Source organism: Synechococcus sp. CB0101 (genome assembly GCF_000179235.2).
Classification (GTDB): domain Bacteria; phylum Cyanobacteriota; class Cyanobacteriia; order PCC-6307; family Cyanobiaceae; genus Vulcanococcus.
This window is the reverse complement of record NZ_CP039373.1, coordinates 2521837-2544913: the sequence shown is the minus strand read 5'-3', so window position 1 is coordinate 2544913 and position 23077 is coordinate 2521837. Positions and strand designations below refer to the sequence as shown.

Below are 23077 nucleotides of genomic sequence, written 5' to 3'. Positions count from 1 at the left end.
GCGCGACGCAAAAGTGGCGCCAGATTAGCCCCCTGTCCCGCGGCTCTTCGGCCGTCAGCCGTTCCCCTCACGCCATGGTCGCCAAACGGATCATTCCCTGCCTCGACGTGGCCGATGGGCGGGTGGTGAAGGGGGTGAACTTTGTGGGCCTGCGCGATGCCGGTGATCCCGTGGAGCTGGCTTGTCGGTACAGCGCCTCCGGGGCCGATGAGCTGGTGTTTCTCGACATCGCCGCTTCTCACCAGGGCCGCGCCACCTTGGTGGATCTGGTCAGGCGCACGGCCGAAGCGGTGACGATCCCGTTCACCGTGGGCGGCGGCATCAGCACGGTGGAGGGCATCACGGAGCTGCTCCGAGCTGGAGCCGACAAGGTGAGCCTCAACTCGTCGGCGGTGCGCGATCCGGAGTTGGTGGCCCGCGGCGCTGAGCGCTTCGGCTGCCAGTGCATCGTGGTGGCCATCGATGCCCGCCGCCGCGAAGGCGGCTGGGACGTGTATGTGAAAGGAGGCCGCGAAAACACCGGCTTGGATGCGGTGGAGTGGGCCCGCAAGGTGGTGGCTCTTGGGGCGGGCGAAATCCTGCTCACCTCCATGGATGGCGATGGCACCCAGGCGGGGTACGAGCTCAACCTCACCCGTGCCGTGGCCGATGCCGTGGAGGTGCCGGTGATCGCCAGTGGGGGCGCGGGCTGCATCGATCACATCGCGGAGGCCCTGGATGCCGGGGCCCAGGGCGGCCATGCCTCGGCGGCTCTGCTGGCGTCGCTGCTGCATGACGGCGTGCTCACGGTGGAGCAGATCAAGCAGGAGCTGCTCGGTCGTGGTTTCAACATCCGCCCTCTCGCGTAGGCCTGTTACGCGCCGTTACATTCGTCTCAGATTCGAGTCGTTGCCTGTTCGTGAGCGCCCTGGTCCAGACCCACTCCACAGCGTTGGCCGTGGTGCTTGTGCTGGCCGTGGTGGCGATGGTGGCCTGGGCGCTTCAGCTGATGCAGGCCGCGGCTGATCGCAAAGAGTTTTCGTTGATGCTCGCCGGCTGCATGGTCTGCTCGGCGGCGGTAGGGCTGGCGGCCGTGATGGTGATGAGTTTCACCACGGCCGATCGCGTGGAGGCCCAGCTCGAGGCAGGGGGTGTCAGTCTCGATGCGATCTCCCTGCCCTGGGATGCCAGCTTCGATTCAACCCGGCGATCCTGAGCAGGTTCGCGATCTGTTTGATCGCATTGCCCCCGCCTACGACCGGCTCAACGATCTGCTGAGCCTGGGCCTGCATCGCCTTTGGAAACGTCAGGCCATTGCTTGGCTCGAGCCGCAGCCGGGTCAGTGTCTGCTTGATCTCTGCTGCGGTACCGGCGATCTGGCGCTGGTGTTGGCGGAGAAGGTGCGCCCCGCCGGGCTGGTGTTGGGGATCGATTCGGCCGCGGCGCCGCTCGAGCGGGCTCGGCAGCGGGCCCGAGCCCAGCCCTGGCTGCCGTTGGAGTTTCGCCAGGGCGACGCGGCCGCTACGGGTTTGGCCGATGCTTCCGCGGATGGCGCAGTGATGGCTTACGGGCTGCGCAACCTGCCGGATCCGGCCGCAGGACTGCAGGAGCTGCGGCGCTTGCTCCGCTCCGGTGGGCGTGCGGCGGTGCTGGACTTCAACCGGCCGGCTGAGTCCCAAGGCGCTACGGCTGCCTTCCAGCGGTTGTATTTGCGCCGCTTGGTGGTGCCGCTAGCCCGTAAGGCAGGGTTGGAGGAGCAATACGCCTACCTCGAACGCAGTCTTGAGCGCTTCCCCACGGGAGCGGAGCAGGAGGCGCTGGCCCTGGAGGCGGGGTTCAGCCGCGCCCGTCATCGCTTGTTGGCTGGCGGCCAGATGGGGTTGTTGCAGTTGGTGGCCTGAGCGCGCTGCTGTTGCTGCAGAGCTCGCTCTTCCTTCGCCGACAGCATCACAGTGATGGCACTGATCAGCAGGGCAGGCAGGAAGATGCTGAGTCCGAGGTCGGGTCCCATCTGAGAGCGGCGAGTGCTTTCAGCGTGGATCTGCGCTGCGGGTGCGTCAGTAGGTGGTTGTACGGGCTCTGTTCCGCCACTGGGCAGAATCGGTGGCCGTGCGTGCCCGCGCCGGCCTCATCAGGAGCAGATCGTGCATTTCCAGGACATCATCAGCACCCTCAACTGCTTCTGGGCCGAGCGGGGCTGTTTGATCCTGCAGCCCTACGACACCGAGAAGGGCGCCGGCACGATGAGCCCCCACACGGTGCTCCGGGCGATTGGCCCCGAGCCGTGGGCGGTGGCCTACCCCGAACCCTGCCGGCGCCCCACCGACGGCCGCTATGGCGATAACCCCAACCGGGCGCAGCATTACTTCCAGTACCAGGTGCTGATCAAGCCCAGCCCCGATGGCATCCAGGAGACCTACCTGGCCTCACTGGAAGCCCTGGGCATCAAGGCCGCCGACCACGACATTCGCTTCGTGGAAGACAACTGGGAATCCCCAACCCTTGGTGCCTGGGGTGTGGGCTGGGAGGTGTGGCTCGATGGCATGGAAGTCACCCAGTTCACCTACTTCCAGCAGTGCGGCGGCATCGACTGCCGCCCGGTGTCGATCGAGATCACCTACGGCCTCGAGCGCCTGGCCATGTATCTCCAAGACGTGGAGAGCATTTGGGATCTCTCTTGGGATGGCAAGCGCTCCTACGGCGATATCTGGCTGCCGTTTGAGAAGGGCCAGTGCACTTACAACTTCGAGGCGTCCAATCCCGAGCGCCTCAAGCAGCTGTTCGCGATCTATGAGGCGGAAGCCGCTGATCTGGTGGCCAAGCAGCTACCCGCTCCCGCCCTGGATTTTGTGCTCAAGTGCAGCCACACCTTCAACCTGCTGGAGGCCCGCGGCGTGATCTCGGTGACCGAGCGCACCGCCACGATCGGCCGCATCCGAAACCTGGCGCGGCAGGTGGCGGAAGCCTGGTTGGCGGAGCGGGAAGCGCTGGGCTTCCCGCTGCTCGAGCGCTAAGGCGCCGGTGGTACCGGCACGGCGGGGCCATCGAGGGTGTTGCTGCATAGATCGAGCACGATCCGCTGGCCCACGCTGCCTGGCACTGGGGTGTCCCAGCCCTGCCAGGTGCCATCGATCCGCCAGTTCTGCCGCAGGCTTGTGCACTGCACGGCCACAGCGGTGGCGGCTGAGCCGCGCAGGCCGAGGTCGCTGATCGAGGGCTTCACCAGGGTGATGCGCACCCCGCCGGGGTGCAGCTTCCAGCCCGACCAATCCACGGCCGTGTTGTTGAACCATTTCCAGCGGGCTTGCCCCGATTGCTCCCGCCACTCGAGTTCGGCGCGATCGCGGCGTTCGGCTGGGCTGAGCAGCAACGCGGCTGACGCCTCGGCGCTGCTTCCCTCCGGTGGAGGTGGGGCCATCGCGCCGGTTGGGCTGTTGTTGCCGCTCTTCCGGGTGGGCTGTCCGGGCAGTTTCAGCACCTCACCCACTTGCAGCAGCGTGGGGTCGCGGATGCCGTTGAGCTCGATCAGGGCCTGCAGATCCACGCGGTAGCGCTGGGCCAGCTCCTCGAGCGTGTCGCCTTCCACCACTGTGATCGTGCGCGACTGGCCCCACGTGGGCCCTGCAGCGATCACCACCAGAGTGCAGGCCACTGCCAGAAAACGCTGCCGTCGCCGCATGACCACAGGGATCTCGGCGGAACCTTAAGGGAACACTCCCTGTAGTGCTGTTGCGGATCAGGCCATGGGTGCCGTGGGTCTGGGCGTTCTGTTGCTGGCGTTGGCCATTGGGGTGTTGCCCCTGGGCGGGCCGCTCAAGCTCGGCTTGCTCGTGGTGATGCTCATGGCGCTGGTGCTTGGGCTGAGGCGCCGGCCGCGCCTGCTGGCGCTCTTGCTGCTGGTGCTGCCGCTGAGTTGCGGGCGAGGTGTGCTCGGCCAGCCCCACCCGGCTTCCTCCGACCCGGTGCATCGCCTCGCGGGTGCGGCGCGTGCGCCGGTTGCGGTCACCGCGCAGCTGCTGGAAGATCCCCGGCCCGATCCCACCGGGCAGCGCTGCCGGGCTCTGGCCCAGGTGCCTGGCGGCCGCAGCGAGCTGCAGTTCAGCCGCTGCCCATCGGCGCGTCAGGGCTGGCGATTGCAGATCGATGGCACGCTGCGCAAGTTGCCGCCAGCGCCCCACCCCCTGCTCTCCGGTTCAGCTGAGCGCCTCCAGCGCCGCGAGGCCTGGACGGCCTTGGACGTGCAGCAGTGGCAGCTGGTGCAGCGGGCGCCGACCCCCATCGCCGACCTTCAGGCGCCAAATCGGGGCGGCGTTGCGCCAGGCCGGCGGCGAGCAGGCCGGTGGGGTGCTCGCCGCCCTGGTGCTTGGCAGTGCCGTGAGCCCCTTGCCGCAGGAGGTGCGGGAGGCGTTCCGGGCGGCTGGGTTGTCCCATGCGTTGGCGGCGAGTGGATTTCATCTGAGCGTGTTGCTCGGTGCGGTGCTGGTGATCGCCCGGCCGTTGCCGGCGGCCCTGCGTTGGGCCTTGGCCCTCGGCGCGATGGGGAGCTTTCTGCTGCTGGCCGGTGCGCAGCCCTCGGTGGTGCGGGCTGTGTTGATGGGGGCGGTGGCGTTCGGGCTGCAGGAGTGCGGCCGGCGCAGTCGTCCCCTTTCGGTGTTGCTGCTGTGCTTGCTCGTGATGCTGGTGTGGCGGCCGGCCTGGTTGCTCGATGTCGGGTTTCAGCTCAGTGCCGCTGCCACGGCGGGCTTGATCCTCACGGCCCGTCCCCTGGAGCAGCAGTTGCGGCGCTATGCCCCCACCTGGGCGGCCGCTGCTGTGGCGGTGCCGGTGGCGGCTTCGCTGTGGACGATCCCGCTGCAGCTGCTCCATTTCGGTGCGCTGCCCCTCTACGCCGTGCCCGCCAACCTGCTGGTGGGGCCACTGCTCACGCCGCTCACCCTGGGGGCGATGGTGATGGCGGCCCTGGCGGTGCTCTGCCCGCCGTTGATGTCGGCCCTGGGTTGGCTCCTGGTGCCGGTGGCGCACGTGCTGGTGTGGCTGGTGCGCCAGCTGGCGGCGTTGCCGTTGGCGCAGTGTCAGCTGGGCCGCCTCTCGCCCTGGCTGGCGCTGGCCTCGGCGCTGGCCCTATTGCCCTGGTTGGTGCCTCAGCTCCGCCGCTGGCGCTTGTGGGCCGCCCTCTTGCTGGGGTGTGTGGCGGCAGCGCAGTTCCAACTGCTTCGTGCTGATCAGCTGCTGCTGGTGGAAGACGGCAGCCGCCAGTGGTTGTTGGCACGCCACGGCGGACGGGCTGCCTTGATCAGCCGCCGCGCTGATGGCCTCAGCTGCACTCGCGGCGCGCAGCTGGCCCAGGGGCTGGGGGTGCAGCGGTTCGATTGGGTGCTCTCGCTCGATGCGCTGCCGCCGGAACTCCCTGCCTGTTGGGCGGCGCTGACGCCCACCCTGTTGGCTGGTCAGAACGGCAGTCCGCCCTTGGCCCAGGGCCAGCGGTTGCAGAGCGCCGGGCTGACGGTGGAGGCGGTGTCAGACACCAGTCAGGCCTTGCTGCTGGCGGCCGGCCGCTGGCGCTGGGGGTTGCTGCCCGATCGCCAGGCCTGGTGGAGCTGGCGTGAGCAGCCCGGTCTGGCGGTGGATGGCCTGTGGCTCGGGTTTCGGCCGCGCCCGGCTGAGCAGGCCGCCTTGCCCCCGTTGCCGCCGGGGCGGTTGTGGTGGCCCGCTGCCGGTTCCGCCAGCGGTTGGCGCCAAGCGTGAGCCGGCACCCCGGTCTCTACACTGCACCGGTCGCCTGGAGAGGTGGCTGAGTGGTCGAAAGCGAACGACTCGAAATCGTTTGAAGGGCAACCTTCCGTGGGTTCGAATCCCACCCTCTCCGTATTCAGACGGTCCCGCGAAGGTCCCCCCAATCCCCCGTCCCCTACGGCGGTGGGATTGTTGTGATTGGGGGGTGTATTCGCGTCCCTTCAGCTATTCGCCTCGGAGATTGCTCGATGACGCCGCCTGTTGATCCTGTTGCCAGATTCGCTCCAGTGACTGTCTGAAGCGCTCCGGATTGGTTTGGGCTTTGGCCATGTGTTGGCGAAACACACGGGTGAGTCGCCAGAACTTCAGCCCAGCAGCGAGGGCAAACACCGCCCAGGGAACCAGCATCCAGAGGGGGTGCGACATCAGCTGTGGAATAACAGCACCAGGCCGCGGCTCACTTGGTGAAATTCTCGCTCCTCACGGCTGAGGTCGAGGCCCACCTGCAGGCCTTCCTCTAGAGCGTTGTCGAACGGGGGAGGTGTCGGGGGGTGGCCATCGGTCCACAGCGCTGCAATGCCCACCGGCGTGGCGTGCCAGACAAAGCGCTGGGTGGTCCCGATGCAGGGTTCGTCGAGGGCGTCTTCCAGGAGCTCGTGGATTGCCATGGCAAAGGGGCTCTGGCGTCAGCATCGAGATCTGCCGCTCCAGACGCAATCAGCTGACAGTTTTTGTGATCTGCTGAGCAATCCTTCTTCAACTTTGCGGCCTTAGCTTGGCCGCGATGGCATCTCTCCCTGGCCCCGCCGCGCTCGTGCACGAGTGGTTTACCCCCCGCTCAGTGGGAGGGGCGGAGTTGGTGGTGCAGCAGTTCGATGCCCTCCTCGAGCAGCCCCAGCTGGCGGCCCTGGTGGATGGCGAGAGCGCCCGCCCCGAGAGCTGGCTCGCAGGCCGCTCGATCCACACCTCGTTTGTGCAGCACCTGCCCTGGGGCGTGAGCCATGTGCAGCAATACCTGCCGTTGCTGCCTCTGGCGATCGAGCAGCTCGATCTGGCCCCCTATCCCTTGGTGATCAGCAGCAGCCATCTGGTGGCCAAAGGGGTGCTCACCAGCCCGGATCAATGCCATCTGAGCTACGTGCATACCCCCGTGCGCTACGCCTGGGACCAGATGCACTCCTACCTGCGCCAATCGGCTTTGGCGCGGCGGGGGCTGTCTCCCTTGATTCGCTGGCAGCTGCATCGCCTGCGCCAGTGGGATGTGCTCAGCGCCCAGCGGCCCGATGCCCTGATCGCCAACTCCCGTTTCACCGCGGCCCGCATTCGCCGCTATTGGGGGCGCTCCTCCACCGTGGTGCATCCGCCGGTGGCCGTGGAGCGCTTCCGCTGGGATCAGCCCCGCAGCGATGTGTATCTCTGTTTGTGCCGGTTGGTGCCCTACAAGCGGGTGGATCTGGTGGTGCAGGCGTTCAACGCCACGGGATTGCCGCTGGTGGTGATTGGCGATGGTCCGGAGCGGCAGCGTCTGGAGGCGATGGCGGGCCCCAATGTGCGGCTGCTCGGCCGCTTGCCCCAGGAGCAGGTGAACGATTGGCTCGCCTCCTGCCGCGCCTACGTGTATGCCGGGCTGGAGGATTTCGGGATTGCACCGGTGGAGGCGATGGCCTCGGGAGCGCCGGTGATCGGGTTGGGCCAGGGCGGCCTGCTCGACAGCGTGCGCTGCCTCAGCAGCGGTTGTGATCAGCCCACCGGGTTGCTGTTCCCGCAGCATGTAGTGCCTTCGTTGGTGGCAGCGCTGGAGCATTTCGAGGCCAACAGGCTTTGGACCCAGCTGCCGGCGGATTCCCTGCGCCAGTGGGCCGAGCGCTTCAGCCCCCAGCGTTTCCGCCAGCGCTCCCAGGCGCTGATTGAGCAGGTGTGGAGCCGGCATCAGCGCCAGCTCGCCCAGCGCGGCCGCGCCATGTCTGTGCCTCTGGGGTGAGTGACCGCCGCTTGCGGGCCTGCGGAGCGGCGCACTTCTTTAATGAAGCCACTGTGCACCGCGAGCGCTCGGCGTTTGTCCTCTGCCTCCATCCCGGCTGAGTCCACGGCCAGCAGCTTGCTGGCGGCTCAGTCGCTGCGTGGACGGGTGCTCAAGCGGGGCGGCGACATCGTGTTTTCGCTGCTGGTACTCAGCCTCGGCTCGCCCCTGTTTCTGCTGCTGGCGGTGCTGGTGAAGCTGAGCTCCCGCGGCTCGATCTTCTATTGCCAGCGCCGCATTGGCCGCGGCTACAAGGGCTTTGGTTGCTTGAAGTTCCGCACGATGCGGCGCGATGCCGATCGGGTTCTTGCGGCCATGCTCGACGCCGATCCCAAGCTGCGGGCTGAGTTTGAGCGGGATCACAAGCTCAAGCGCGATCCGCGCATCACGCCCCTCGGCAAATTTCTGCGTCGCTCCAGCCTGGATGAACTCCCCCAGTTCATCAACGTGCTGCGGGGCGAGATGAGCGTGGTCGGGCCCCGGCCGATTGTGTGGGATGAGCTGCGCCGCTATGGCCGCAGCATGGATGAAGTGCTCTCGGTGCGGCCTGGCCTCACAGGCCTTTGGCAGGTGTCGGGCCGCAACAACCTCACCTACCGCACCCGCGTGCGCCTGGATCTCACTTACGTGCGCAACCGCAGCTTCTGGCTCGATCTCGGCATCGTGCTGCGCACGATTGGTGTGGTGCTCCTGCCGATGGACCGCGGCGCCTACTGAGCAGCGCTGATGCCGGCCCCGAGGGCCAGACCTGCCGCTAACCAGAGTGCCTCCAGCCTCAGGCTCAACAGCTGGATCCGTTGCACAGAAGCCCGGCTCGCGGGTGGGCAGCCCTTCGCGAGCAAGGGCTTGGCTTTGATCGTGTCGCCGTAGCGGTTCAGCCCTCCCAGCTGCACGCCGGCGGCATGGGCATAGGCCGCCTGTGACACACCGGCATTGGGAGAGGGATCGGGGGCGCCATCCCGCAGGGCAGCTTGCAGCAGGGGAACGCAGCGCGTTGCGGAGCTGATCCCCGCCACCAGCGGAAGGCTCACTGCCACCAACCGGCAGGGCAGCCACACCAGCAGATCATCCAGCCGCGCCCCGGCGGTGCCCAGCCAGTTCAGCCGGCCGACGCGGTAGCCCAGCATCGAATCGAGGGTGCTGGCGGCTTTGAAACCCCAGGCCAGGCATAGCGGCCCCGGCCCTCCCGTGAGCCCGGCGCTCCAGAGCGCTGCGCCCACCAGCATCCAGAACAGGGGCGCAAACAACCCGTCCACAGCGTTTTCGCTGGCGGTTTCGGCGGCCGCTCGCAGGATCTCTGCCGCGTTGAGGTCCTCGGTGCTCCGCCCCACGATCCAGCTCAGGGCGCGGCGAGCGGGCTCGAGATCCGCCCCAGCAGCTACGGCTCTCGGCGTCTGTACAGAATGTACAGATCGTGCGTCGCTTGGGTTGGGCGGCCCGATGGTGTTGTCCTGTGGATTCGCAGCCGGCAGGGCGCGCAGCACGTCGCGCACAGCCTGCTCCAGGCTGCGGCCCGCCAGGGCGCTCGCGAGAGCGATGAGCAGCAGCAGCGGGCCGAGGGGTTCTGGGAGCTCAGTCCTGCAGAGCTGCAGAGCCGCCTGCTCCAGGAGCCAGCCCGCACCAGCGCTGCCGCCCACCAACAGCAGGGTGATCACACCACCGGCCAAGCGGAGTGCCAGCGGACGATCTCCCGCTGCGTGCTCAGCCAGCTGACGCAACCAACGGATCCACCAGCCCATCACCACCACCGGGTGCAGGCACCAGCGCGGGTCCCCCACCAACCGATCGAGGCCAGCGGCAGCGAGCACCAACAAAAAGGGGTGGATCCCTGTTAAGGAATCCACCCCTGAACACAGCAGCGTCATGGCTGCGGCGGAGAGGCCTGAATCAGGCGGCCTTGAGCCAGGAGAACATCGAACGCAGGCCTTTGCCCACTTGCTCGATCGGGTGCTGGCTGTCGCGGTCGCGGATCTTCTTCATTTCGGGCTTGCCGGCTTCGCACTCAGCCACGAAGTTGCGGGCGAAGGTGCCGTCCTGGATGTCGGCCAGGATGCGCTTCATCTCGGCCTTGGTGTCGGCGGTGATCAGGCGGGGGCCGCTCACGTAGTCGCCGTACTCAGCGGTGTTGGAGATCGAATCGCGCATGGCGGTGAGGCCGCCCTTCACCATCAGATCCACGATCAGCTTCACTTCGTGCAGGCACTCGAAGTAGGCCAGCTCGGGCTGATAGCCGGCTTCCACCAGGGTCTCGAAACCAGCCTTCACCAGCTCAGACAGGCCGCCGCAGAGCACGGCCTGCTCGCCGAACAGGTCGGTTTCGGTTTCTTCCTTGAAGTTGGTCTCCAGGATGCCGGCGCGGGTGCCGCCGATGCCCTTGGCGTAGGCCATGGCCAGGGCGCGGGCGTTACCGGTGGCGTCCTGGTGGATGGCGAACAGAGCGGGCACGCCCATGCCGTTCTGGTACTCCCAGCGCACGGTGTGGCCAGGGCCCTTGGGAGCGATCATCACCACATCCACGTCAGCGGGGGGCTTGATCAGCTCGAAGCGCACGTTGAAGCCGTGGGCAAAGCTCAGCACCTTGCCGGCGCTGAGGTGAGGAGCGATTTCCTTGTCGTAAACAGCCTTCTGGGTCTCATCGGGCAGCAGCACCATGATCCAGTCGGCCTTGGCGGCGGCGTCAGCCACGCTGAGCACCTCGAGGCCATCGGCTTTGGCCTTCTCGGCGGAGCGGCTGCCTTCGTAGAGGCCCACCACCACGTTCACGCCGCTGTCCTTGAGGTTCAGAGCGTGGGCGTGGCCTTGGGAGCCGTAGCCAATGATGGCCACCGTTTTGCCGTTCAGCAGGCTGAGGTCGGCGTCGGTGTCGTAGTACAGCTTGGCCATCAGGGCTTCGGTTCAGCGCTAAGCAAGGATCGAGCTTACGAAAGCGCCTGCCGCTCTCCCTCAGGCCTCGCTGGGATGGGCGATCACGCGGTCGATCAGGCCGTAGTTCTTGGCCTCCTCGGCGCTCAGGAAGTAGTCGCGGTCGGTGTCTTTCTCGATCTTGGCGAGCTCCTGGCCAGTCATGTCCGCCATGCTCTGGTTGAGCATGTCCTTGATGCGCAGGATTTCGCGGGCTTCGATCTCGATGTCGCTGGCCTGGCGCTGGCTGGTGCCGCCCAGGGGCTGGTGAATCATGATCCGGCTGTGGGGCAGGGCCAGGCGCTTGCCCTTGGTGCCGGCACCCAGCAGGAAGGCGCCCATCGAGGCCGCCAGCCCCACGCAGATGGTCACCACATCCGATTTCACGTACTGGATGGTGTCGTAGATCGCCAAACCGGCCGTCACCGATCCACCCGGTGAGTTGATGTACAGGTAGATGGGCTTGGAGTTGTCCTCGGAGTCGAGGTAGAGCATCTGCGCCACCAGGCTGTTGGCGATGGCGTCGTTCACCTCGGAGCCCAGGAACAGGATCCGCTCCACGCCCAGGCGCGTGTAGATGTCAACCCAGCGCTCGTACTGGCTGCCGGGCAGGCGGTAGGGAACGCTGGGGGTGCCGATGGGCATGGCGGATGCGGGGGGTGGCCGGTGGTGGAGAGGGAACGGTGTTGGTTTAGGCCGCTGGGGCGGCCCAGCCGGTTTCAGCTGATACCGGGATTGCCTGGGCTGACGCCGGCACCGGCGGGAAGCGGACTGGGCAGTTTCTGGCTGGTGAGCACCCGATCGATCAGGCCGTACTCCACCGCCTGATGAGCGGTGAGATAGGTCATGCGGTCGGAATCCTTGGAGAGTTGCTCCACGCTCCGGCCGGTGTTCGCCGACAGCATCTCGAGCATCGTCTGCTTGTTGTGCAGCACTTCCTTGGCCCGGATCTGGATGTCGCTGGCCTGGCCGCGGGCGCCGCTGCGGGGCTGGTGCAGCACGATCGAGGCGTGGGGTAGGGCGGCGCGGTGGCCCTTGGTGCCGGCGCTGAGGATCATCGCGGCGGTGCCCATCGCCTGGCCGATGCAGATGGTGTGCACCGGCGGCTTCACGTAGCGGATCGTGTCGGCGATGGCGAAGGCCTCGGTTTCAAAGCCGATGGCATCGCCGGAGTACCAGCTGGTGCCGGTGGAGTTGATGTAGAAGAAGATCGGCTTCTCCGGGTTGTCGAACTCCAGATAGAGCAGCTGGGCAATGATCAGCTCGGTCACGTCGATGCCCATCTGACGCTTGGCATCGTCGTCGCTGAACAGCGGCAGACCCAGATACACGATCCGCTCTTTCAGCAGTAGAGACGGAAGATCCGGCGGTGGGGTGCGCATCACGGCGGAATCGCCGTAGTAAGGAGCTGACACCGACATCCGCGGATCACTGCAGGCCTGAGCCGGGAGCCTAGCGGGGGTTGGCGGTGCCCGGATCGCCTTTGGAGGGTGCGGATTTCTTGCCCGGCGATCGAGGCTTGGCCGGAGATGCTCCGTTGGCTCCCTCGAGTTTGCCGAACACCATCCGGCCCGTAGGGGTTTGCAAAGCCCCGGTGATCACCACCGGCAGGCGCTCGCCGCTGCGGCCGTGGGCCCCATCCACCACCACCATCGTGCCGTCGTCGAGATAGCCCACCCCCTGGTTGGCTTCCTTGCCGTCGCGCACGATCTTGAGGTTGAGCTCATCGCCCGGCTGCACCTCGGGCCGTAGGGCGATCACCAGCTCGCTCAGGTTCATCACCTTCACGGTCTGCACCTCAGCCACCTTGGTGAGGTTGTAGTCGGCGGTGAGCAGGGTGCCGCCGGTGTCGGCCGCCAGCTTCAGCAGCTTGTCGTCGACCCCATTGCCCTCGTAGCGGGTGGTGTTCACCACCAGCCGGCGGCCATAGCGCTCGCGCAGGCTGCTGAGCAGCTTGAGGCCGCGGCGGCCTTTGCTGCGCTTTTCGGTGTTGCTCGAATCGGCCAGGGCCTGCAGTTCATCAATCACCGACTGGGCCACGATCACCTGGCCCTCCAGCAGCCCGGAATCGAGCAGGCCGCGCACCCGGCCGTCGATGATCACGCTGGTGTCGAGGATCTTGGCGCTGGCGGGCATCAGCACACCATCAGCCACCAGCAAGGCTTCGGTGCTGTTGGGATTGAACAGGCGCAGTAGGGTGCGGCCGTGCACCTCCGCCAGGTTGTAGCCCGACACGCCGAAGAACACGTTCGCCGCTACGGCTGCCAGAGGCTTCACCAGCACCAGCTCCCAGGGCAGGGAGAGGAAGAGGATCGGCGAGATCAGCAGGTTGGCCACCAGCAGGCCGAGGATCAGGCCCACCGCGCGGCTCACCAGCAGATCGGTGGGCATCGTGCGCACCTGCTCCATCAGGCGCTTGCGCAGCCGCTGGAACACGAAACCCGCCAGCAAACCTGCGAGGCCGCCTCCGGCCCCAAGAATCCAGCTCAGCTGCTCGAGGTTGGCGATGCGGATCAGCTGCTGTTCGGGCAGCAGGTCGACCCCCAGCCATCCAGCGGCGGCCCCTGACACCACGAACAGCACCAGGATGAGGGTGTCCACCATGACCGGTGCTGTGGCTGCCGACGGCTTGAAAGAGGCAGCATGCCTGATCCCGGCGGCTTTGGCCCGGGAAGGTAACCGGCATGGGCAGCTCGGATGGCCGCCGCGCAGCGCCTATCTGCACATTCCTTTCTGCCACCGGCGCTGCTTCTACTGCGATTTCCCGGTGGTGCCGCTGGGGGATCGCGCCAGCGCCGAGGCCGGTGCTCCGGGCAGTGCGTCCATCGCCCACTACCTGGAGCAGCTGCAGCGCGAGATCGCCCTGGCACCCACAGGCCCGCCCTTGTCCACGGTGTATGTGGGTGGCGGCACCCCATCGCTGCTGAGCGCCGAGCAGCTGCGCGGGTTGCTCGCGGCCCTGCGGCGCCGCTTTGGGTTGGCGCCCGGGGCTGAGGTGAGCCTTGAGCTCGATCCCGCCAGCTTTGATCAGCAGCGGCTCAGCGGCTACCTGGCGGCCGGGGTGACCCGCGTGAGCCTGGGGGGCCAGAGTTTTAGTGATGCGGTGCTCGAGCAGTTGGGCCGCCGCCACCGCAGCGCTGATCTTCTGGAGGCGGCCGGCTGGCTGCGGCAGGCCCAGGCCAACGGCCGCCTCCAGAGCTGGAGCCTGGATCTGATTCAGGGCCTACCCGGGCAGAACCTGGCCGGTTGGCAAGAGCAACTCCACCAAGCGATCGCCCTGCGGCCGCCGCATCTCTCGGTGTACGACCTGATCGTGGAGCCCGGCACCGTGTTTGAGCGCATGGAGCGGCGTGGCACCTTGGCCCTGCCGGAGAGCGATCTGGCGGCCGATCTGATGGAGCTCACGGCCCGGACGCTCGCGGCCGCTGGCTATGGCCACTACGAGATCTCCAACTACGCCCTGCCGGGCCACGCCTCTCGCCACAACCGCGTCTACTGGAGTGGCGCCGGCTGGTGGGGATTTGGCATGGGCGCCACTGCAGCGCCCTGGGGCGTTCGAGAAGCCAGACCACGCACGCGCGAGGGCTATGCCGCTTGGCTTGAGCAGCAAGCAGCGGCCAGGCGCCAGAGCGATGGGTCGTTGACTCCCGATGGGGCAGCGGGCATGCCGCTGGATGAGCTCTGGATGGTGGGCCTGCGGCGGCGGGAGGGCGTGCTGCTGCAGGCCCCGGAGAGCTTGCGGCGCCGCTGGCAGCCGTTTGTGGAGCAGGGTTTGCTGCGCCAGGAGGGACCGCGCTGGCGGCTCAGTGATCCCGAAGGCCTGGCTCTGAGCAATGCGGTGCTGCGGGAGTTACTGGGTTGGTGGGAGGAGGAGGGCTCTGCGGTTGCAGGCCTGCCACCCAGCCCCTGAGGGCTTCGATGCAGAGCTGCCGGCCGGCCAGCAGCGGCGGAGAGAAGGGAGGTTGGCGTTCGGTGAGCCCCAGCAGATCGGCAGTCACGCGCACCTGGCCATCGCACTGATCGCCGGCGCCGATGCCGATCACCGGGATGGTGAGCTCCTGGCTGAGACCTGCCGCCAGCTCGGCAGGCACATGCTCGATCACCAGCGCAAAACAGCCGGCGGCCTGCAGATCCCTGGCCTGGCGGCGCAGCCGTTCCTGGCTGAGGGGGTCGTTGGCCTGACGCCGGTAGCCCAGTTGATGTACGGATTGCGGTGTGAGCCCCAGGTGCCCCATCACCGGGATGCCGCTGCGCACCAGCCGATCCACCACCGCGATGGTTTCAGGCTCAGCGCCCTCCAGCTTCACGGCGGCGGCGGGGCTGTCTTTGAGCACACGCCCTGCGGCGGCCACGGCGGCATCACCGCCGCACTGGTAGCTGAGGAAGGGCAGATCGGTGACGATCAGCGGTTGTTGCGCCGCCGGCTGCTGCAGCCCCCGCCCCACGGCGCGGGTGTGCAGGATCATTTCTTCCAGCGTGACGGGAAGGGTGGTGGCATGGCCAAGCACCACCATCGCCAGAGAATCCCCAACCAGGATCACGTCGGCGCCGGCCTGCTCCACCAGCGCGGCCGAGAGGGCATCCCAGGCGGTGAGGGCGGCGATGGGCCTCCCTTCCTGCTTGCAGGTGAGCAGATCAGCAGGTCGCACGCCGGAGCACTGATGGCCGAGGCCCATTGCTAGCATCTGCTCGACTCGGACCCATGCGGCCCGGACGCCCAAATCTGGTCAGGACCGGAAGGGAGCAGCCACACGGGATGCTCTGAGCAGGCGTGGACTCCGGGTCACCTCAATCAAAAAGGGCCGAGAGCTGGATGCATCCGCTCTCGGCCCTTTGTTGTGGGTGGAGTTCTGAACCGGATCCGGCTTCAGCTCTCGCGCTGACGGTTCAGCAGGAAGGAGGGGATGGCGGCACCTGATTGATCGGTGTCGCTACTGGCGTTGGTGCTGGCGTAACTGGCGATGGAGCGCTCGGGCCGGTAGCTGCCGCCGCCCTCGAAGCCGGTGGCGATCACGGTCACGTGGATTTCACCTTCAAGACGCTCATCCACCACGGCGCCCACGATGATGTTGGCCTCCGGGTCCACCACGTCGTAAATCACCTCAGACGCGGTGGTCATGTCCTCCAGGGTCATGTCCTTACCGCCGGAGATGTTGATCACGCAGCCCTTGGCCCCATCGATGCGAGCGGCCTCCAGCAGTGGGCTGCTAATGGCGGCTTGGGCAGCTTCGGTGGCGCGGGAGCGGCCTGAGCCCACACCCAGCCCCAGCAGCGCGGTGCCGGCATCGGTCATCACCGAGCGCACATCGGCGAAGTCCACGTTCACCAAGCCCGGCTTGGTGATGATGTCGCTGATGCCCTTCACACCCATGCGCAGCACGTCATCGGCGGCGCGGAAGGCGTCCTGCAGCGGTGCGCCGGCGATGGCTTCGCGCAGGCGGTCGTTCGGGATCACGATCAGCGTGTCCACATGCTCGGAAAGCCGGGCGATGCCTTCTTCGGCCTGGCGCATGCGGCGCCGGCCTTCAAAGGCAAACGGCTTGGTGACGATGCCCACGGTGAGGGCACCACACTCTTTGGCCACTTCCGCCACCACAGGAGCAGCGCCGGTGCCGGTGCCGCCGCCCATGCCGGCGGCGATGAACACCAGATCGGTGCCCTGCAGGGTCTGGGCCAGGTCGCTGCGGGATTCTTCAGCGGCTTTCTGGCCGATGGCGGGATTGCCGCCGGCGCCAAGACCGCGGGTCAGCTTCTGACCCAGTTGCACCCGTTGTTTCGACGCGGACTGCAGCAACGCCTGGGCATCGGTGTTCAGCACGCGATAGCCCACCCCTTGGAGATCGGAGGCGATCATGCGGTTGACGGCATTGCTGCCGCCGCCACCCACACCAATCACTTCAATGCGAGCCGATTGGCTGGGAACGATCCCGCTGGCTCCATTGCTGCTGGCACTGAGGCCTTCAGCTGCCATCTCCATAGAAGGTCCCATGCCTGTGGTGCTGCGCAGCATTATGTCGTTGATCTGTTCGATCAGCCGCAGGAATCATCACACCTTTGCCGGTAGCAACAGGCGAAGCAATGACCTGTCACCGTTTGAACGCTGATCTCTTTGCTGCAGTGCTGTTTGTAGAGACCTTCCGTTAGTCCGCAGTGGGGGCTGGTGCGGGCTGGTTGGTTGTGCCGGGTGTCTGTGGTGGACGGTTGGCCTCGGCGATGGCTTTCTGCAGGGCGGCAATGCTGATGCGCCCCTTGCCCGGTAGGCCGAGTTCGGGTTGCTCCGGATCGCTCAGATCGATCGATTGGATCTTCAGCGTTTTGATCTGCTTCGGTAGGTGGGTGGAGAGATGGCGCAGCACATCGAGGCGCCGGCTCAGCCGTTGATCTGGAAGCCCGAGGTGCACATCGCCCAAGGCGGCGGTGCGCAGCCAGAGGCTGCCGTTGGGCTCAAAGCGAACCTGCTGCAGGGTGCTGCCCAGTTCGTTCTGTTGGGCAAGGATGTCGGCCAGGGGTGCCCGCAGCCGTTCCTGCCAGCCCAGCACCATCACCTGCGGAGTGCGGTTGGCGCCGCTGCCCCGCTGCTGCCGGCTGGTCATCCAGTTGCCGAGGCGATCCACGTAGCCCCGCTCCATCCCTTTGCTGGAGCGGCGCTGGGCCTGGGCCACGGCTTCCCGTTCCACCAGGGTGATGCGAAGTCGCGGCGGCAGCATCAACCGGCTCACCTGCACCTGCTCCACGGGCAATCCAGCCGAAAGCCGCTGGGCCAGTTCCTGCGGTTTGAGGCCTAAAAGCGGTTGCGGCAGCCGCAGCTGGGCTTCGCGGATCACCTGCTCGCGATTCACCTGAGAGCTGCCCAGTACCTCGATTTGATCAGGGCTGCGCAGCACCCAGCCCTGGCGCAGCAAGCCCCAGCCCAGCCCAGCGGCTGCGGCGCTGAAGAGGCTGATGCGCCACAACTGCCGCAGGCGCTCCTGGCGGCGTTGCTGGCGCAGCTGCTTACGCCGTTCCGGGGCCAGCGAAGGACGGGTGGGGGTTCGGGTCACAGCTCGCAGCGCGAGCGCGACATCAGCTCGGCGATCCAGCGGCGGGCGCGATCGGCATCGGCGAAAGGCACATCCTGATGGGTGTTGCCGCTGATCAGACGCAGGCGGCAGGCACCCTGTGATTCATCGGTGAGCGGTGCTTCGCCCGATCCGAGCGCCAGCAGCTCCACCTTCTCAAGGGTTTTCACCTCAAACTGGCCTTTCTCCTCGAGCTTGCCGGAGGCGAACACGCTCCAGGTGAGCACCCCGTTGATCAGGCGGGCGCCGCCGCAATCGTCGAGCTTGGAGAGTTCAGCGCCGTCGGCCCAGTCGCGGAACAGACGCTGACGCCGCCGTTCCAGCCAGCCCAGGGCTGTGATCAGCGGGAACACCACCAGCAGTGGCAGCCAGAGCAACCCGTGACTCATGCGGCTTCAGCCCTCCTCCCCAGCGCCGGTGTGCCTGATTCTTGCGCCAGTTGCACCAGTTGGTGCACCAATGCGTCGAGCGGTAACCCGCTTGCCTCCCAGAGCATCGGATACATGCTCTGGCTGGTGAAGCCGGGCAGGGTGTTGATCTCGTTCAACCAGAGATCACCGCTGCTGCGATCCAGGAAAAAATCCACCCGGGCCAGGCCCTCGGCCGCCACGGCCCGGCAGGCGGCGATGGCCATGCTGCGGGCGCGGTCGCTGATCGCACTGCTCACCTCCGCCGGGATCACGGTGTGGCTTTTGCCGTCGCTGTATTTGGTGTCGTAGTCGTACCAGTCCGCGTCGAAGCAGATTTCCCCCAGCACGGAGGCCTGCATGCTGCGGCCGCCGAGCACGGCACATTCCAGTTCGCGGGCATCGATGCCCTGCTCCACCACCAGGCGTGGGTCGTGGCTGGCGGCCAGCTCCAGGCCCGCTAGCAACTCGCTGCGGTTGGTGGCTTTGCTGATGCCAACCGAGGAGCCCAGGTTGGCGGGTTTGATGAAGCAGGGATAGCCAAGCTGCTGCTCCAGCCGGTCGAGCAGGGCCTGGGGATCAGCCTCCAGCTCTTGCGCATCCACACAGGCGTAGGGCACTTGGGGCAGGCCGGCGGCGGCAAAGGCGGCCTTCATCGCCTGCTTGTCCATCCCAACGGCGGAGCCGAGCACGCCGGATCCCACGAAGGGCACCTGCATCAGGCTGAACAGGCCCTGGATGGTGCCGTCTTCGCCGTTCGGGCCATGCAGCACCGGCACCCACACCTGCATATCCAGCGCGCCTTCAGGAAAGCCTTGAAAGCCCGGCCGGAGCGGTGCCGCCGGCAACTCTTCGCGGCTGGCCGGGGTGCCCTTGGCCAGCACGGCATCGGCGACGGCTGGCGGCCACCAGTGGCCCCATTGATCGATGTAGAAGCAGCTGAGCTGGTAACGCTCAGCGTTGGCCCCGCGCCGCAGCGCCGCAGCCACGGTGTTGGCCGAGCGGATCGACACCGCATGCTCACCTGACACACCGCCGAACACCAGGCCGAGTTGCATGGGTTCGCGGGTCATGGGCGCTGGGATCGAGAGGCCAAACGTATCAGCGATCCCCGCGCTGACCAGGCCTACGGCTGGGCTGTGCCGCTGAGGGAGAAGGCCCGCACCTCATCAATCCGCACATCCACCAGATCGCCGGGTTCCCACCGGTTGCCATCCGTGCGGGCGGCGGCGAAAAAGGTGAGCCGGTTGGTGCGAGTGCGCCCCATCACCTGGTCGCCATCTTTGGGGTTGATGCCTTCCACGAGCACCTGTTCGGTGCGGCCGGCATAACGGGCGCTGCGGCCCTTGGCCACGCGCTCCACCAGTGCATTGATCTCCCTGAGGCGCTCCACCTTCACCTCCTCGCTCAGCTGATCGGGCCAGTCGGCGGCGGGTGTGTTGGGCCGCGGTGAATAGGCGGCGGTGTTCACCTGATCGAAGCCGATCTCCTCGATCAGATCGAGGGTGCGGCGGTATTGGGCATCGGTTTCGCCCGGGAAGGCCACGATCACATCAGCGCTGATGGAGGCATCGGGCATGCGTTCGCGGATGCGCTCGATGATGCGGCGGTAGCGATCCACCGTGTAGCCACGGGCCATCGCCTTGAGCACGTCGTCGTCGCCGCTCTGGAAGGGGATGTGGAAGTGCTCGCACACCTTCGGCAGATCGGCGCAGGCATCGATCAGCCGTTCGGTGAAATAGCGCGGGTGGCTGGTGGCGAAGCGGATCCGCTCGAGCCCCTCCACGTTGTGCACGAATTGCAGCAGATCGGTGAGGGTGTGTTGGCGGCGCCCCTCCGGCGTGATGCCGGGCAGATCGCGGCCGTAGGCGTCGATGTTTTGCCCGAGCAGGGTGATCTCTTTGAAGCCCTGGGCGGCCAGGCCTTCCATCTCCAGTTTGATCGCTTCCGGCAGCCGCGATTGCTCCTTGCCGCGCACCGAGGGCACCACGCAATAGGTGCAGCGCTCGTTGCAGCCGTAGATCACATTCACCCAGCCGCAGATCGAGCTGTCGCGGCGGGCGGTGGTGATGTCTTCAAGGATGTGGTGCTCTTCGGTGGCCACCACCTGCTGGCCCTGCTCCACCTGGGCCAGCAGCACATCGAGGCGGTTGGCGTGCTGGGGGCCCATCACCAGATCGAGCTCGGGCACGCGCCGCAGCAGCGATTCGCCCTCCTGCTGGGCCACGCAGCCGGCCACCACCAGGGTGAGGTTGGGGTTGACGCGTTTGCGCTGGGCCTGGCGACCTAAGTAGCTGTAAACCTTCTGTTCGGCGTTATCGCGGATCGTGCAGGTGTTGTAGAGCACCAGATCAGCCTCGAGCTCCGCCTGGGCTTCGCTGTAGCCCATCGATTCGAGGATCCCGGCCATCCGCTCGGAATCCGCCTTGTTCATCTGGCAGCCGAAGGTGGTGATCCAGTAGCTGCCGCGCCCGCCCGCTGTGGTGGGGGAGGGAGATGTACGTAGAGATGTCGCCGTCATCAACTCAGTCTCCGGTATCGCGGGGTTGGGCTGCGATGGCCTGTAGCTGGGTTGCTTGTGGCTGGGTGCCTCTGGGAGTGGGCCCAGATCTCGCTTGATGTGGTCTCACTCCCGGAGATGCAGCCCGAACAGCTCAACTCGCCTCCAGGCCTGGCGGCGGCGGTGCGCCCGTGCCAGCTTGAGGGCAGCGCCGTGGGGCCATGCGCCTTCGCCTGCATCGCTTTCGCCTGAGCAAGGCTGTGCCCCTGGCCATCAGCCGCGGCACCACCAGCGCGGTGGAGCATCTGCTGCTCGAGCTTGAGCACGAGGGCCTGATCGGCCGGGGCGAGACCGGCGGTTTCGACACCGGCCATCGCGCTTATGACACCGATGCCATCGCCGCCGAGCTGGAGGCCCTGGCACCGGTGCTTGCCGCTTTGGACCCGCAGCCGTTGCAGGCGCTGGAGCCGCTGCTGGAGACCCTCAGCCCACCGGCGCGCTGCGGCCTGGATCTTGCCCTGCACGATTGGTGGGGGCAGCGCCTGGGGCAACCGCTGCACCGGCTCTGGGGGCTGGATCCAGGGGCCTGCGCCGCCACCAGCGTGACCCTCGGCTTGGGTGCGATCGAGGCGGTGCTGGCGCGGCTTGAGCGCTGGCGGCTGCAGCTGCCGTCCACCCGCATCAAGCTCAAGCTGGGATCCCCCGATGGCCTCGACCACGACCGTGCCCTGGTGCAGGCCGTGCGCAGTGCACTCCGAGCCGGTGATGAGCTGCAGATCGATGCCAATGGCGGCTGGGACCTTGAGGGGGCGCGGCAGATGATTCCCTGGCTGGCCGGTCTGGGGGTGGTGCTGGTGGAGCAGCCCCTGGCGCCCCAGCTCGATGCCGCGGCGGATACCGCCGGCTTCGCGGCGTTGCAGGGGCTGGCGCCGATTCCCGTGGTCGCCGATGAAAGCTGCTGGGATTTGGCCGATCTCTTGCGTTTGGCGCCCCACGTGCAGGGCATCAATATCAAATTGGTGAAGTGCGGTGGCCTGAGCGAGGGGCTGTCGATGGCGCGCACCGCCCGGCGTCTTGGCCTCGGGGTGATGGTCGGCTGTTATTCCGATGGTGGGCTGCTCAACAGCGCCGCGGCCCAGCTGCTGCCGCTGGTGCAGTGGCCTGATCTCGATAGCCACCTCAACCTGATCGACGACCCCTTTGCTGGCCCCGAGCGGGAAGGGGATGTGCAGCGGCCAGCGCCGCGGCCGGGCCTCGGCGTGCTGAGCCAGGAGGTGCTGTGATGCTCAGCCCCGATGCCCCGCTGGTGCTGCTGCAGCACGGCGGCCTCGACAACCTCTCCGGCAAGACCGGCCTGGCGATGCTGCGCTATCGCCAGGGGCCCATCGTGGCGGTGATCGACCCCGCCCATGCCGGCGCTGATCTGCAGGCGCTCACCGGGATCGCGCGCGCTGTTCCCGTGGTGGCTGATATGGCTGCGGCGCTGGCTTACGGGCCGGCCGTGGCGGCGGTGGGCTTGGCGCCCTCCGGTGGACGCTTGCCGCTCGAGATGCGCGCCGATGTGGTGGCGGCGTTGCAGGCCGGCCTCTGCCTGGCGAGCGGCCTGCATAGCCGCCTGGCGGTTGATCCGGAGTTTGCGGCGATTCCGCTGGCTCCAGGGCAGTGGATCTGGGATCTGCGCCATGAGCCGGCGGATCTGGAGGTGGCGACGGCCCGCTGCGCTGCGCTGCCCTGCCGGCGATGGCTGGCGGTGGGATCGGATATGGCCGTGGGCAAGATGAGCGCCTGCCTGGAGCTGCAGCGGGCAGCCCAGCGGGCGGGGCTCGATGCCCGCTTTGTGGGCACTGGCCAGGCCGGCATCTTGATCAGTGGCCAGGGCGTGGCGCTCGACGCAGTGCGGGTTGATTACGCCGCCGGTGCGGTGGAGGCGGCGGTGTTGGCGGCGGCCCAGGGGGCTGGGGCCGACGCCTGGGTGCTGGTGGAGGGTCAGGGCTCGCTGGCGCACCCCGGATCACGGCCACTGCCGCTGATGCGGGGCAGCCAGCCCACGGATTTGCTGCTGGTGCACCGCGCCGGCCAGAGCCATGTGCGCACTCGGCCGGGCGCTGCAGCGGTGGCGATCCCACCGCTGCCGGAGCTGATTGCGGCCTGCGAGGCCCTGGCGGCCCTGGGCCGGCCCGATGGGCTGCGGCCACGGGTGCGAGCAATCGCGCTCAACACAGCCTTGCTGGATGGGGGCGAGGCGGCCCGAGAAGCCGAGCAGATCGCTGCGATCACAGGCCTGCCGGTGATCGATCCGGTGCGCCAGGGGGGTGATCAGCTGCTGCAGGCCCTGTTTGAGGCGCCAATTGCTGGATAGAAGAAACCCCCACCACTCAGCGAGCGATGGGGGTTTCGTTCAGGGGCGGACGAGGGGACTTGAACCCCCGAATGCCGGAATCACAATCCGGTGCCTTAACCACTTGGCTACGCCCGCCAG

At 67.2% G+C, this 23077-nt stretch carries 24 protein-coding genes, 2 tRNA genes and 1 other RNA gene; 12 read left to right on the top strand and 15 right to left on the bottom strand.

What is annotated here, in order from left to right; translation table 11 throughout:
• Window positions 1-74 precede the first annotated feature (74 nt).
• From hisF to glyQ, 4 genes are all read left to right on the top strand, one after another.
• A complete protein-coding gene (hisF, locus tag CB0101_RS13795; RefSeq protein WP_010304220.1) occupies window positions 75-848 on the top strand; it encodes an imidazole glycerol phosphate synthase subunit HisF in 774 nt (257 codons plus the stop codon).
• A 50-nt stretch (window positions 849-898) separates the two neighbouring features.
• The gene (locus tag CB0101_RS13790) at window positions 899-1195 is read left to right on the top strand and encodes a hypothetical protein (protein ID WP_010304217.1); all 297 of its coding nucleotides are present in this window, start codon (window positions 899-901) and stop codon (window positions 1193-1195) included.
• Window positions 1164-1880 carry a bifunctional demethylmenaquinone methyltransferase/2-methoxy-6-polyprenyl-1,4-benzoquinol methylase UbiE gene (gene ubiE, locus CB0101_RS13785; RefSeq protein ID WP_010304216.1) on the top strand — a complete coding sequence of 239 codons (717 nt, stop codon included), beginning with the start codon at window positions 1164-1166 and terminating at the stop codon, window positions 1878-1880. Before CB0101_RS13790 ends, ubiE begins: the two co-directional genes overlap by 32 nt.
• 243 nt (window positions 1881-2123) lie before the next feature.
• Window positions 2124-2993, top strand: coding sequence for a glycine--tRNA ligase subunit alpha (gene glyQ, locus CB0101_RS13780; protein WP_010304211.1), 870 nt, complete (start codon window positions 2124-2126; stop codon window positions 2991-2993).
• Here the strand turns inward: glyQ and CB0101_RS13775 are convergent.
• Window positions 2990-3658 (bottom strand): LysM domain-containing protein, encoded by a 669-nt coding sequence (locus CB0101_RS13775; protein WP_010304209.1) that lies wholly within the window; start codon window positions 3656-3658, stop codon window positions 2990-2992. The genes glyQ and CB0101_RS13775 overlap by 4 nt on opposite strands.
• Window positions 3659-4290: 632 nt before the next feature.
• Here CB0101_RS13775 and CB0101_RS13770 point away from each other — a divergent pair.
• Together CB0101_RS13770 and CB0101_RS13765 are read left to right on the top strand one after the other, a co-directional pair.
• Window positions 4291-5724, top strand: coding sequence for a ComEC/Rec2 family competence protein (locus tag CB0101_RS13770; RefSeq protein WP_010304207.1), 1434 nt, complete (start codon window positions 4291-4293; stop codon window positions 5722-5724).
• Between the two features lie 36 nt (window positions 5725-5760).
• Window positions 5761-5845, top strand: a tRNA-Ser gene (locus CB0101_RS13765).
• A gap of 92 nt (window positions 5846-5937) precedes the next feature.
• Here the strand turns inward: CB0101_RS13765 and CB0101_RS13760 are convergent.
• Together CB0101_RS13760 and CB0101_RS13755 are read right to left on the bottom strand one after the other, a co-directional pair.
• Window positions 5938-6138: a hypothetical protein gene (locus tag CB0101_RS13760; RefSeq protein WP_010304205.1), complete on the bottom strand. Its 201-nt coding sequence runs from the start codon at window positions 6136-6138 to the stop codon at window positions 5938-5940.
• On the bottom strand, window positions 6138-6380 hold the full coding sequence (locus CB0101_RS13755; protein ID WP_010304202.1) for a hypothetical protein: 243 nt from the start codon (window positions 6378-6380) through the stop codon (window positions 6138-6140). Before CB0101_RS13755 ends, CB0101_RS13760 begins: the two co-directional genes overlap by 1 nt.
• Window positions 6381-6496: 116 nt before the next feature.
• Here CB0101_RS13755 and CB0101_RS13750 point away from each other — a divergent pair, with 116 nt between their 5' ends.
• Entirely contained in the window at window positions 6497-7693 is a 1197-nt protein-coding gene (locus CB0101_RS13750; protein ID WP_043717016.1) for a glycosyltransferase, read from the top strand.
• A gap of 42 nt (window positions 7694-7735) precedes the next feature.
• On the top strand, window positions 7736-8449 hold the full coding sequence (locus tag CB0101_RS13745; RefSeq protein WP_029552752.1) for a sugar transferase: 714 nt from the start codon (window positions 7736-7738) through the stop codon (window positions 8447-8449).
• On the opposite strand, the gene CB0101_RS13740 is transcribed toward CB0101_RS13745, so the two are convergent.
• The 5 genes from CB0101_RS13740 to CB0101_RS13720 form a co-directional block, all read right to left on the bottom strand.
• On the bottom strand, window positions 8443-9597 hold the full coding sequence (locus CB0101_RS13740) for a CobD/CbiB family cobalamin biosynthesis protein (RefSeq protein ID WP_010304195.1): 1155 nt from the start codon (window positions 9595-9597) through the stop codon (window positions 8443-8445). The two genes, CB0101_RS13745 and CB0101_RS13740, sit on opposite strands and share 7 nt — an antisense overlap.
• A gap of 22 nt (window positions 9598-9619) precedes the next feature.
• Window positions 9620-10615 (bottom strand): ketol-acid reductoisomerase, encoded by a 996-nt coding sequence (ilvC, locus tag CB0101_RS13735; protein ID WP_010304193.1) that lies wholly within the window; start codon window positions 10613-10615, stop codon window positions 9620-9622.
• 60 nt (window positions 10616-10675) lie between these two features.
• On the bottom strand, window positions 10676-11278 hold the full coding sequence (locus CB0101_RS13730; protein WP_010304191.1) for an ATP-dependent Clp protease proteolytic subunit: 603 nt from the start codon (window positions 11276-11278) through the stop codon (window positions 10676-10678).
• Between the two features lie 74 nt (window positions 11279-11352).
• A complete protein-coding gene (locus tag CB0101_RS13725) occupies window positions 11353-12054 on the bottom strand; it encodes an ATP-dependent Clp protease proteolytic subunit (protein WP_010304189.1) in 702 nt (233 codons plus the stop codon).
• 31 nt (window positions 12055-12085) lie between these two features.
• Window positions 12086-13237: a PIN/TRAM domain-containing protein gene (locus tag CB0101_RS13720; RefSeq protein ID WP_010304182.1), complete on the bottom strand. Its 1152-nt coding sequence runs from the start codon at window positions 13235-13237 to the stop codon at window positions 12086-12088.
• Here CB0101_RS13720 and hemW point away from each other — a divergent pair.
• A complete protein-coding gene (gene hemW / locus CB0101_RS13715) occupies window positions 13221-14543 on the top strand; it encodes a radical SAM family heme chaperone HemW (protein WP_246833777.1) in 1323 nt (440 codons plus the stop codon). The two genes, CB0101_RS13720 and hemW, sit on opposite strands and share 17 nt — an antisense overlap.
• On the opposite strand, the gene panB is transcribed toward hemW, so the two are convergent.
• Window positions 14437-15282, bottom strand: coding sequence for a 3-methyl-2-oxobutanoate hydroxymethyltransferase (panB, locus tag CB0101_RS13710; protein ID WP_029552750.1), 846 nt, complete (start codon window positions 15280-15282; stop codon window positions 14437-14439). The genes hemW and panB overlap by 107 nt on opposite strands.
• Before the next feature lie 42 nt (window positions 15283-15324).
• Between panB and ffs the strand changes: the two genes are divergently transcribed.
• An RNA gene (gene ffs / locus CB0101_RS13705) (signal recognition particle sRNA small type) lies at window positions 15325-15421 on the top strand.
• Between the two features lie 79 nt (window positions 15422-15500).
• Here the strand turns inward: ffs and ftsZ are convergent.
• The 5 genes from ftsZ to miaB all read right to left on the bottom strand — a co-directional run bounded on the left by ftsZ (window position 15501) and on the right by miaB (window position 20619).
• Window positions 15501-16610 (bottom strand): cell division protein FtsZ, encoded by a 1110-nt coding sequence (gene ftsZ, locus CB0101_RS13700; RefSeq protein WP_010304168.1) that lies wholly within the window; start codon window positions 16608-16610, stop codon window positions 15501-15503.
• A gap of 163 nt (window positions 16611-16773) precedes the next feature.
• Window positions 16774-17673 (bottom strand): cell division protein FtsQ/DivIB, encoded by a 900-nt coding sequence (locus CB0101_RS13695; RefSeq protein ID WP_010304163.1) that lies wholly within the window; start codon window positions 17671-17673, stop codon window positions 16774-16776.
• A complete protein-coding gene (locus CB0101_RS13690; protein ID WP_010304161.1) occupies window positions 17670-18080 on the bottom strand; it encodes a hypothetical protein in 411 nt (136 codons plus the stop codon). Before CB0101_RS13690 ends, CB0101_RS13695 begins: the two co-directional genes overlap by 4 nt.
• On the bottom strand, window positions 18077-19171 hold the full coding sequence (locus CB0101_RS13685) for a D-alanine--D-alanine ligase family protein (RefSeq protein WP_010304159.1): 1095 nt from the start codon (window positions 19169-19171) through the stop codon (window positions 18077-18079). The genes CB0101_RS13690 and CB0101_RS13685 overlap by 4 nt, the downstream gene beginning before the upstream one ends.
• A gap of 53 nt (window positions 19172-19224) precedes the next feature.
• Window positions 19225-20619 carry a tRNA (N6-isopentenyl adenosine(37)-C2)-methylthiotransferase MiaB gene (miaB, locus tag CB0101_RS13680; protein ID WP_010304157.1) on the bottom strand — a complete coding sequence of 465 codons (1395 nt, stop codon included), beginning with the start codon at window positions 20617-20619 and terminating at the stop codon, window positions 19225-19227.
• Window positions 20620-20819: 200 nt separating this feature from the next.
• Here miaB and CB0101_RS13675 point away from each other — a divergent pair, with 200 nt between their 5' ends.
• Together CB0101_RS13675 and CB0101_RS13670 are read left to right on the top strand one after the other, a co-directional pair.
• A complete protein-coding gene (locus CB0101_RS13675) occupies window positions 20820-21881 on the top strand; it encodes a dipeptide epimerase (RefSeq protein ID WP_010304154.1) in 1062 nt (353 codons plus the stop codon).
• Window positions 21881-22957 (top strand): DUF1611 domain-containing protein, encoded by a 1077-nt coding sequence (locus CB0101_RS13670; RefSeq protein WP_010304152.1) that lies wholly within the window; start codon window positions 21881-21883, stop codon window positions 22955-22957. The genes CB0101_RS13675 and CB0101_RS13670 overlap by 1 nt, the downstream gene beginning before the upstream one ends.
• A 44-nt stretch (window positions 22958-23001) precedes the next feature.
• Here CB0101_RS13670 and CB0101_RS13665 read toward each other — a convergent pair.
• Window positions 23002-23074, bottom strand: a tRNA-His gene (locus CB0101_RS13665).
• Window positions 23075-23077 lie beyond the last annotated feature (3 nt).

Bases quoted from the DNA above. Each gene is read 5' to 3' on its own strand.
- hisF (WP_010304220.1), top strand. From the start codon at position 75: ATGGTCGCCAAACGGATCATTCCCTGCCTCGACGTGGCCGATGGGCGG.
- ubiE (WP_010304216.1), top strand. From the start codon at position 1,164: ATGCCAGCTTCGATTCAACCCGGCGATCCTGAGCAGGTTCGCGATCTG.
- CB0101_RS13775 (WP_010304209.1), bottom strand. From the start codon at position 3,658: ATGCGGCGACGGCAGCGTTTTCTGGCAGTGGCCTGCACTCTGGTGGTG.
- CB0101_RS13760 (WP_010304205.1), bottom strand. From the start codon at position 6,138: ATGTCGCACCCCCTCTGGATGCTGGTTCCCTGGGCGGTGTTTGCCCTC.
- CB0101_RS13755 (WP_010304202.1), bottom strand. From the start codon at position 6,380: ATGGCAATCCACGAGCTCCTGGAAGACGCCCTCGACGAACCCTGCATC.
- CB0101_RS13750 (WP_043717016.1), top strand. From the start codon at position 6,497: ATGGCATCTCTCCCTGGCCCCGCCGCGCTCGTGCACGAGTGGTTTACC.
- CB0101_RS13745 (WP_029552752.1), top strand. From the start codon at position 7,736: ATGAAGCCACTGTGCACCGCGAGCGCTCGGCGTTTGTCCTCTGCCTCC.
- CB0101_RS13740 (WP_010304195.1), bottom strand. From the start codon at position 9,597: ATGACGCTGCTGTGTTCAGGGGTGGATTCCTTAACAGGGATCCACCCC.
- ilvC (WP_010304193.1), bottom strand. From the start codon at position 10,615: ATGGCCAAGCTGTACTACGACACCGACGCCGACCTCAGCCTGCTGAAC.
- CB0101_RS13730 (WP_010304191.1), bottom strand. From the start codon at position 11,278: ATGCCCATCGGCACCCCCAGCGTTCCCTACCGCCTGCCCGGCAGCCAG.
- CB0101_RS13725 (WP_010304189.1), bottom strand. From the start codon at position 12,054: ATGTCGGTGTCAGCTCCTTACTACGGCGATTCCGCCGTGATGCGCACC.
- hemW (WP_246833777.1), top strand. From the start codon at position 13,221: ATGAGGGTGTCCACCATGACCGGTGCTGTGGCTGCCGACGGCTTGAAA.
- CB0101_RS13720 (WP_010304182.1), bottom strand. From the start codon at position 13,237: ATGGTGGACACCCTCATCCTGGTGCTGTTCGTGGTGTCAGGGGCCGCC.
- ftsZ (WP_010304168.1), bottom strand. From the start codon at position 16,610: ATGGAGATGGCAGCTGAAGGCCTCAGTGCCAGCAGCAATGGAGCCAGC.
- CB0101_RS13690 (WP_010304161.1), bottom strand. From the start codon at position 18,080: ATGAGTCACGGGTTGCTCTGGCTGCCACTGCTGGTGGTGTTCCCGCTG.
- CB0101_RS13685 (WP_010304159.1), bottom strand. From the start codon at position 19,171: ATGACCCGCGAACCCATGCAACTCGGCCTGGTGTTCGGCGGTGTGTCA.
- miaB (WP_010304157.1), bottom strand. From the start codon at position 20,619: ATGACGGCGACATCTCTACGTACATCTCCCTCCCCCACCACAGCGGGC.
- CB0101_RS13675 (WP_010304154.1), top strand. From the start codon at position 20,820: ATGCGCCTTCGCCTGCATCGCTTTCGCCTGAGCAAGGCTGTGCCCCTG.
- CB0101_RS13670 (WP_010304152.1), top strand. From the start codon at position 21,881: ATGCTCAGCCCCGATGCCCCGCTGGTGCTGCTGCAGCACGGCGGCCTC.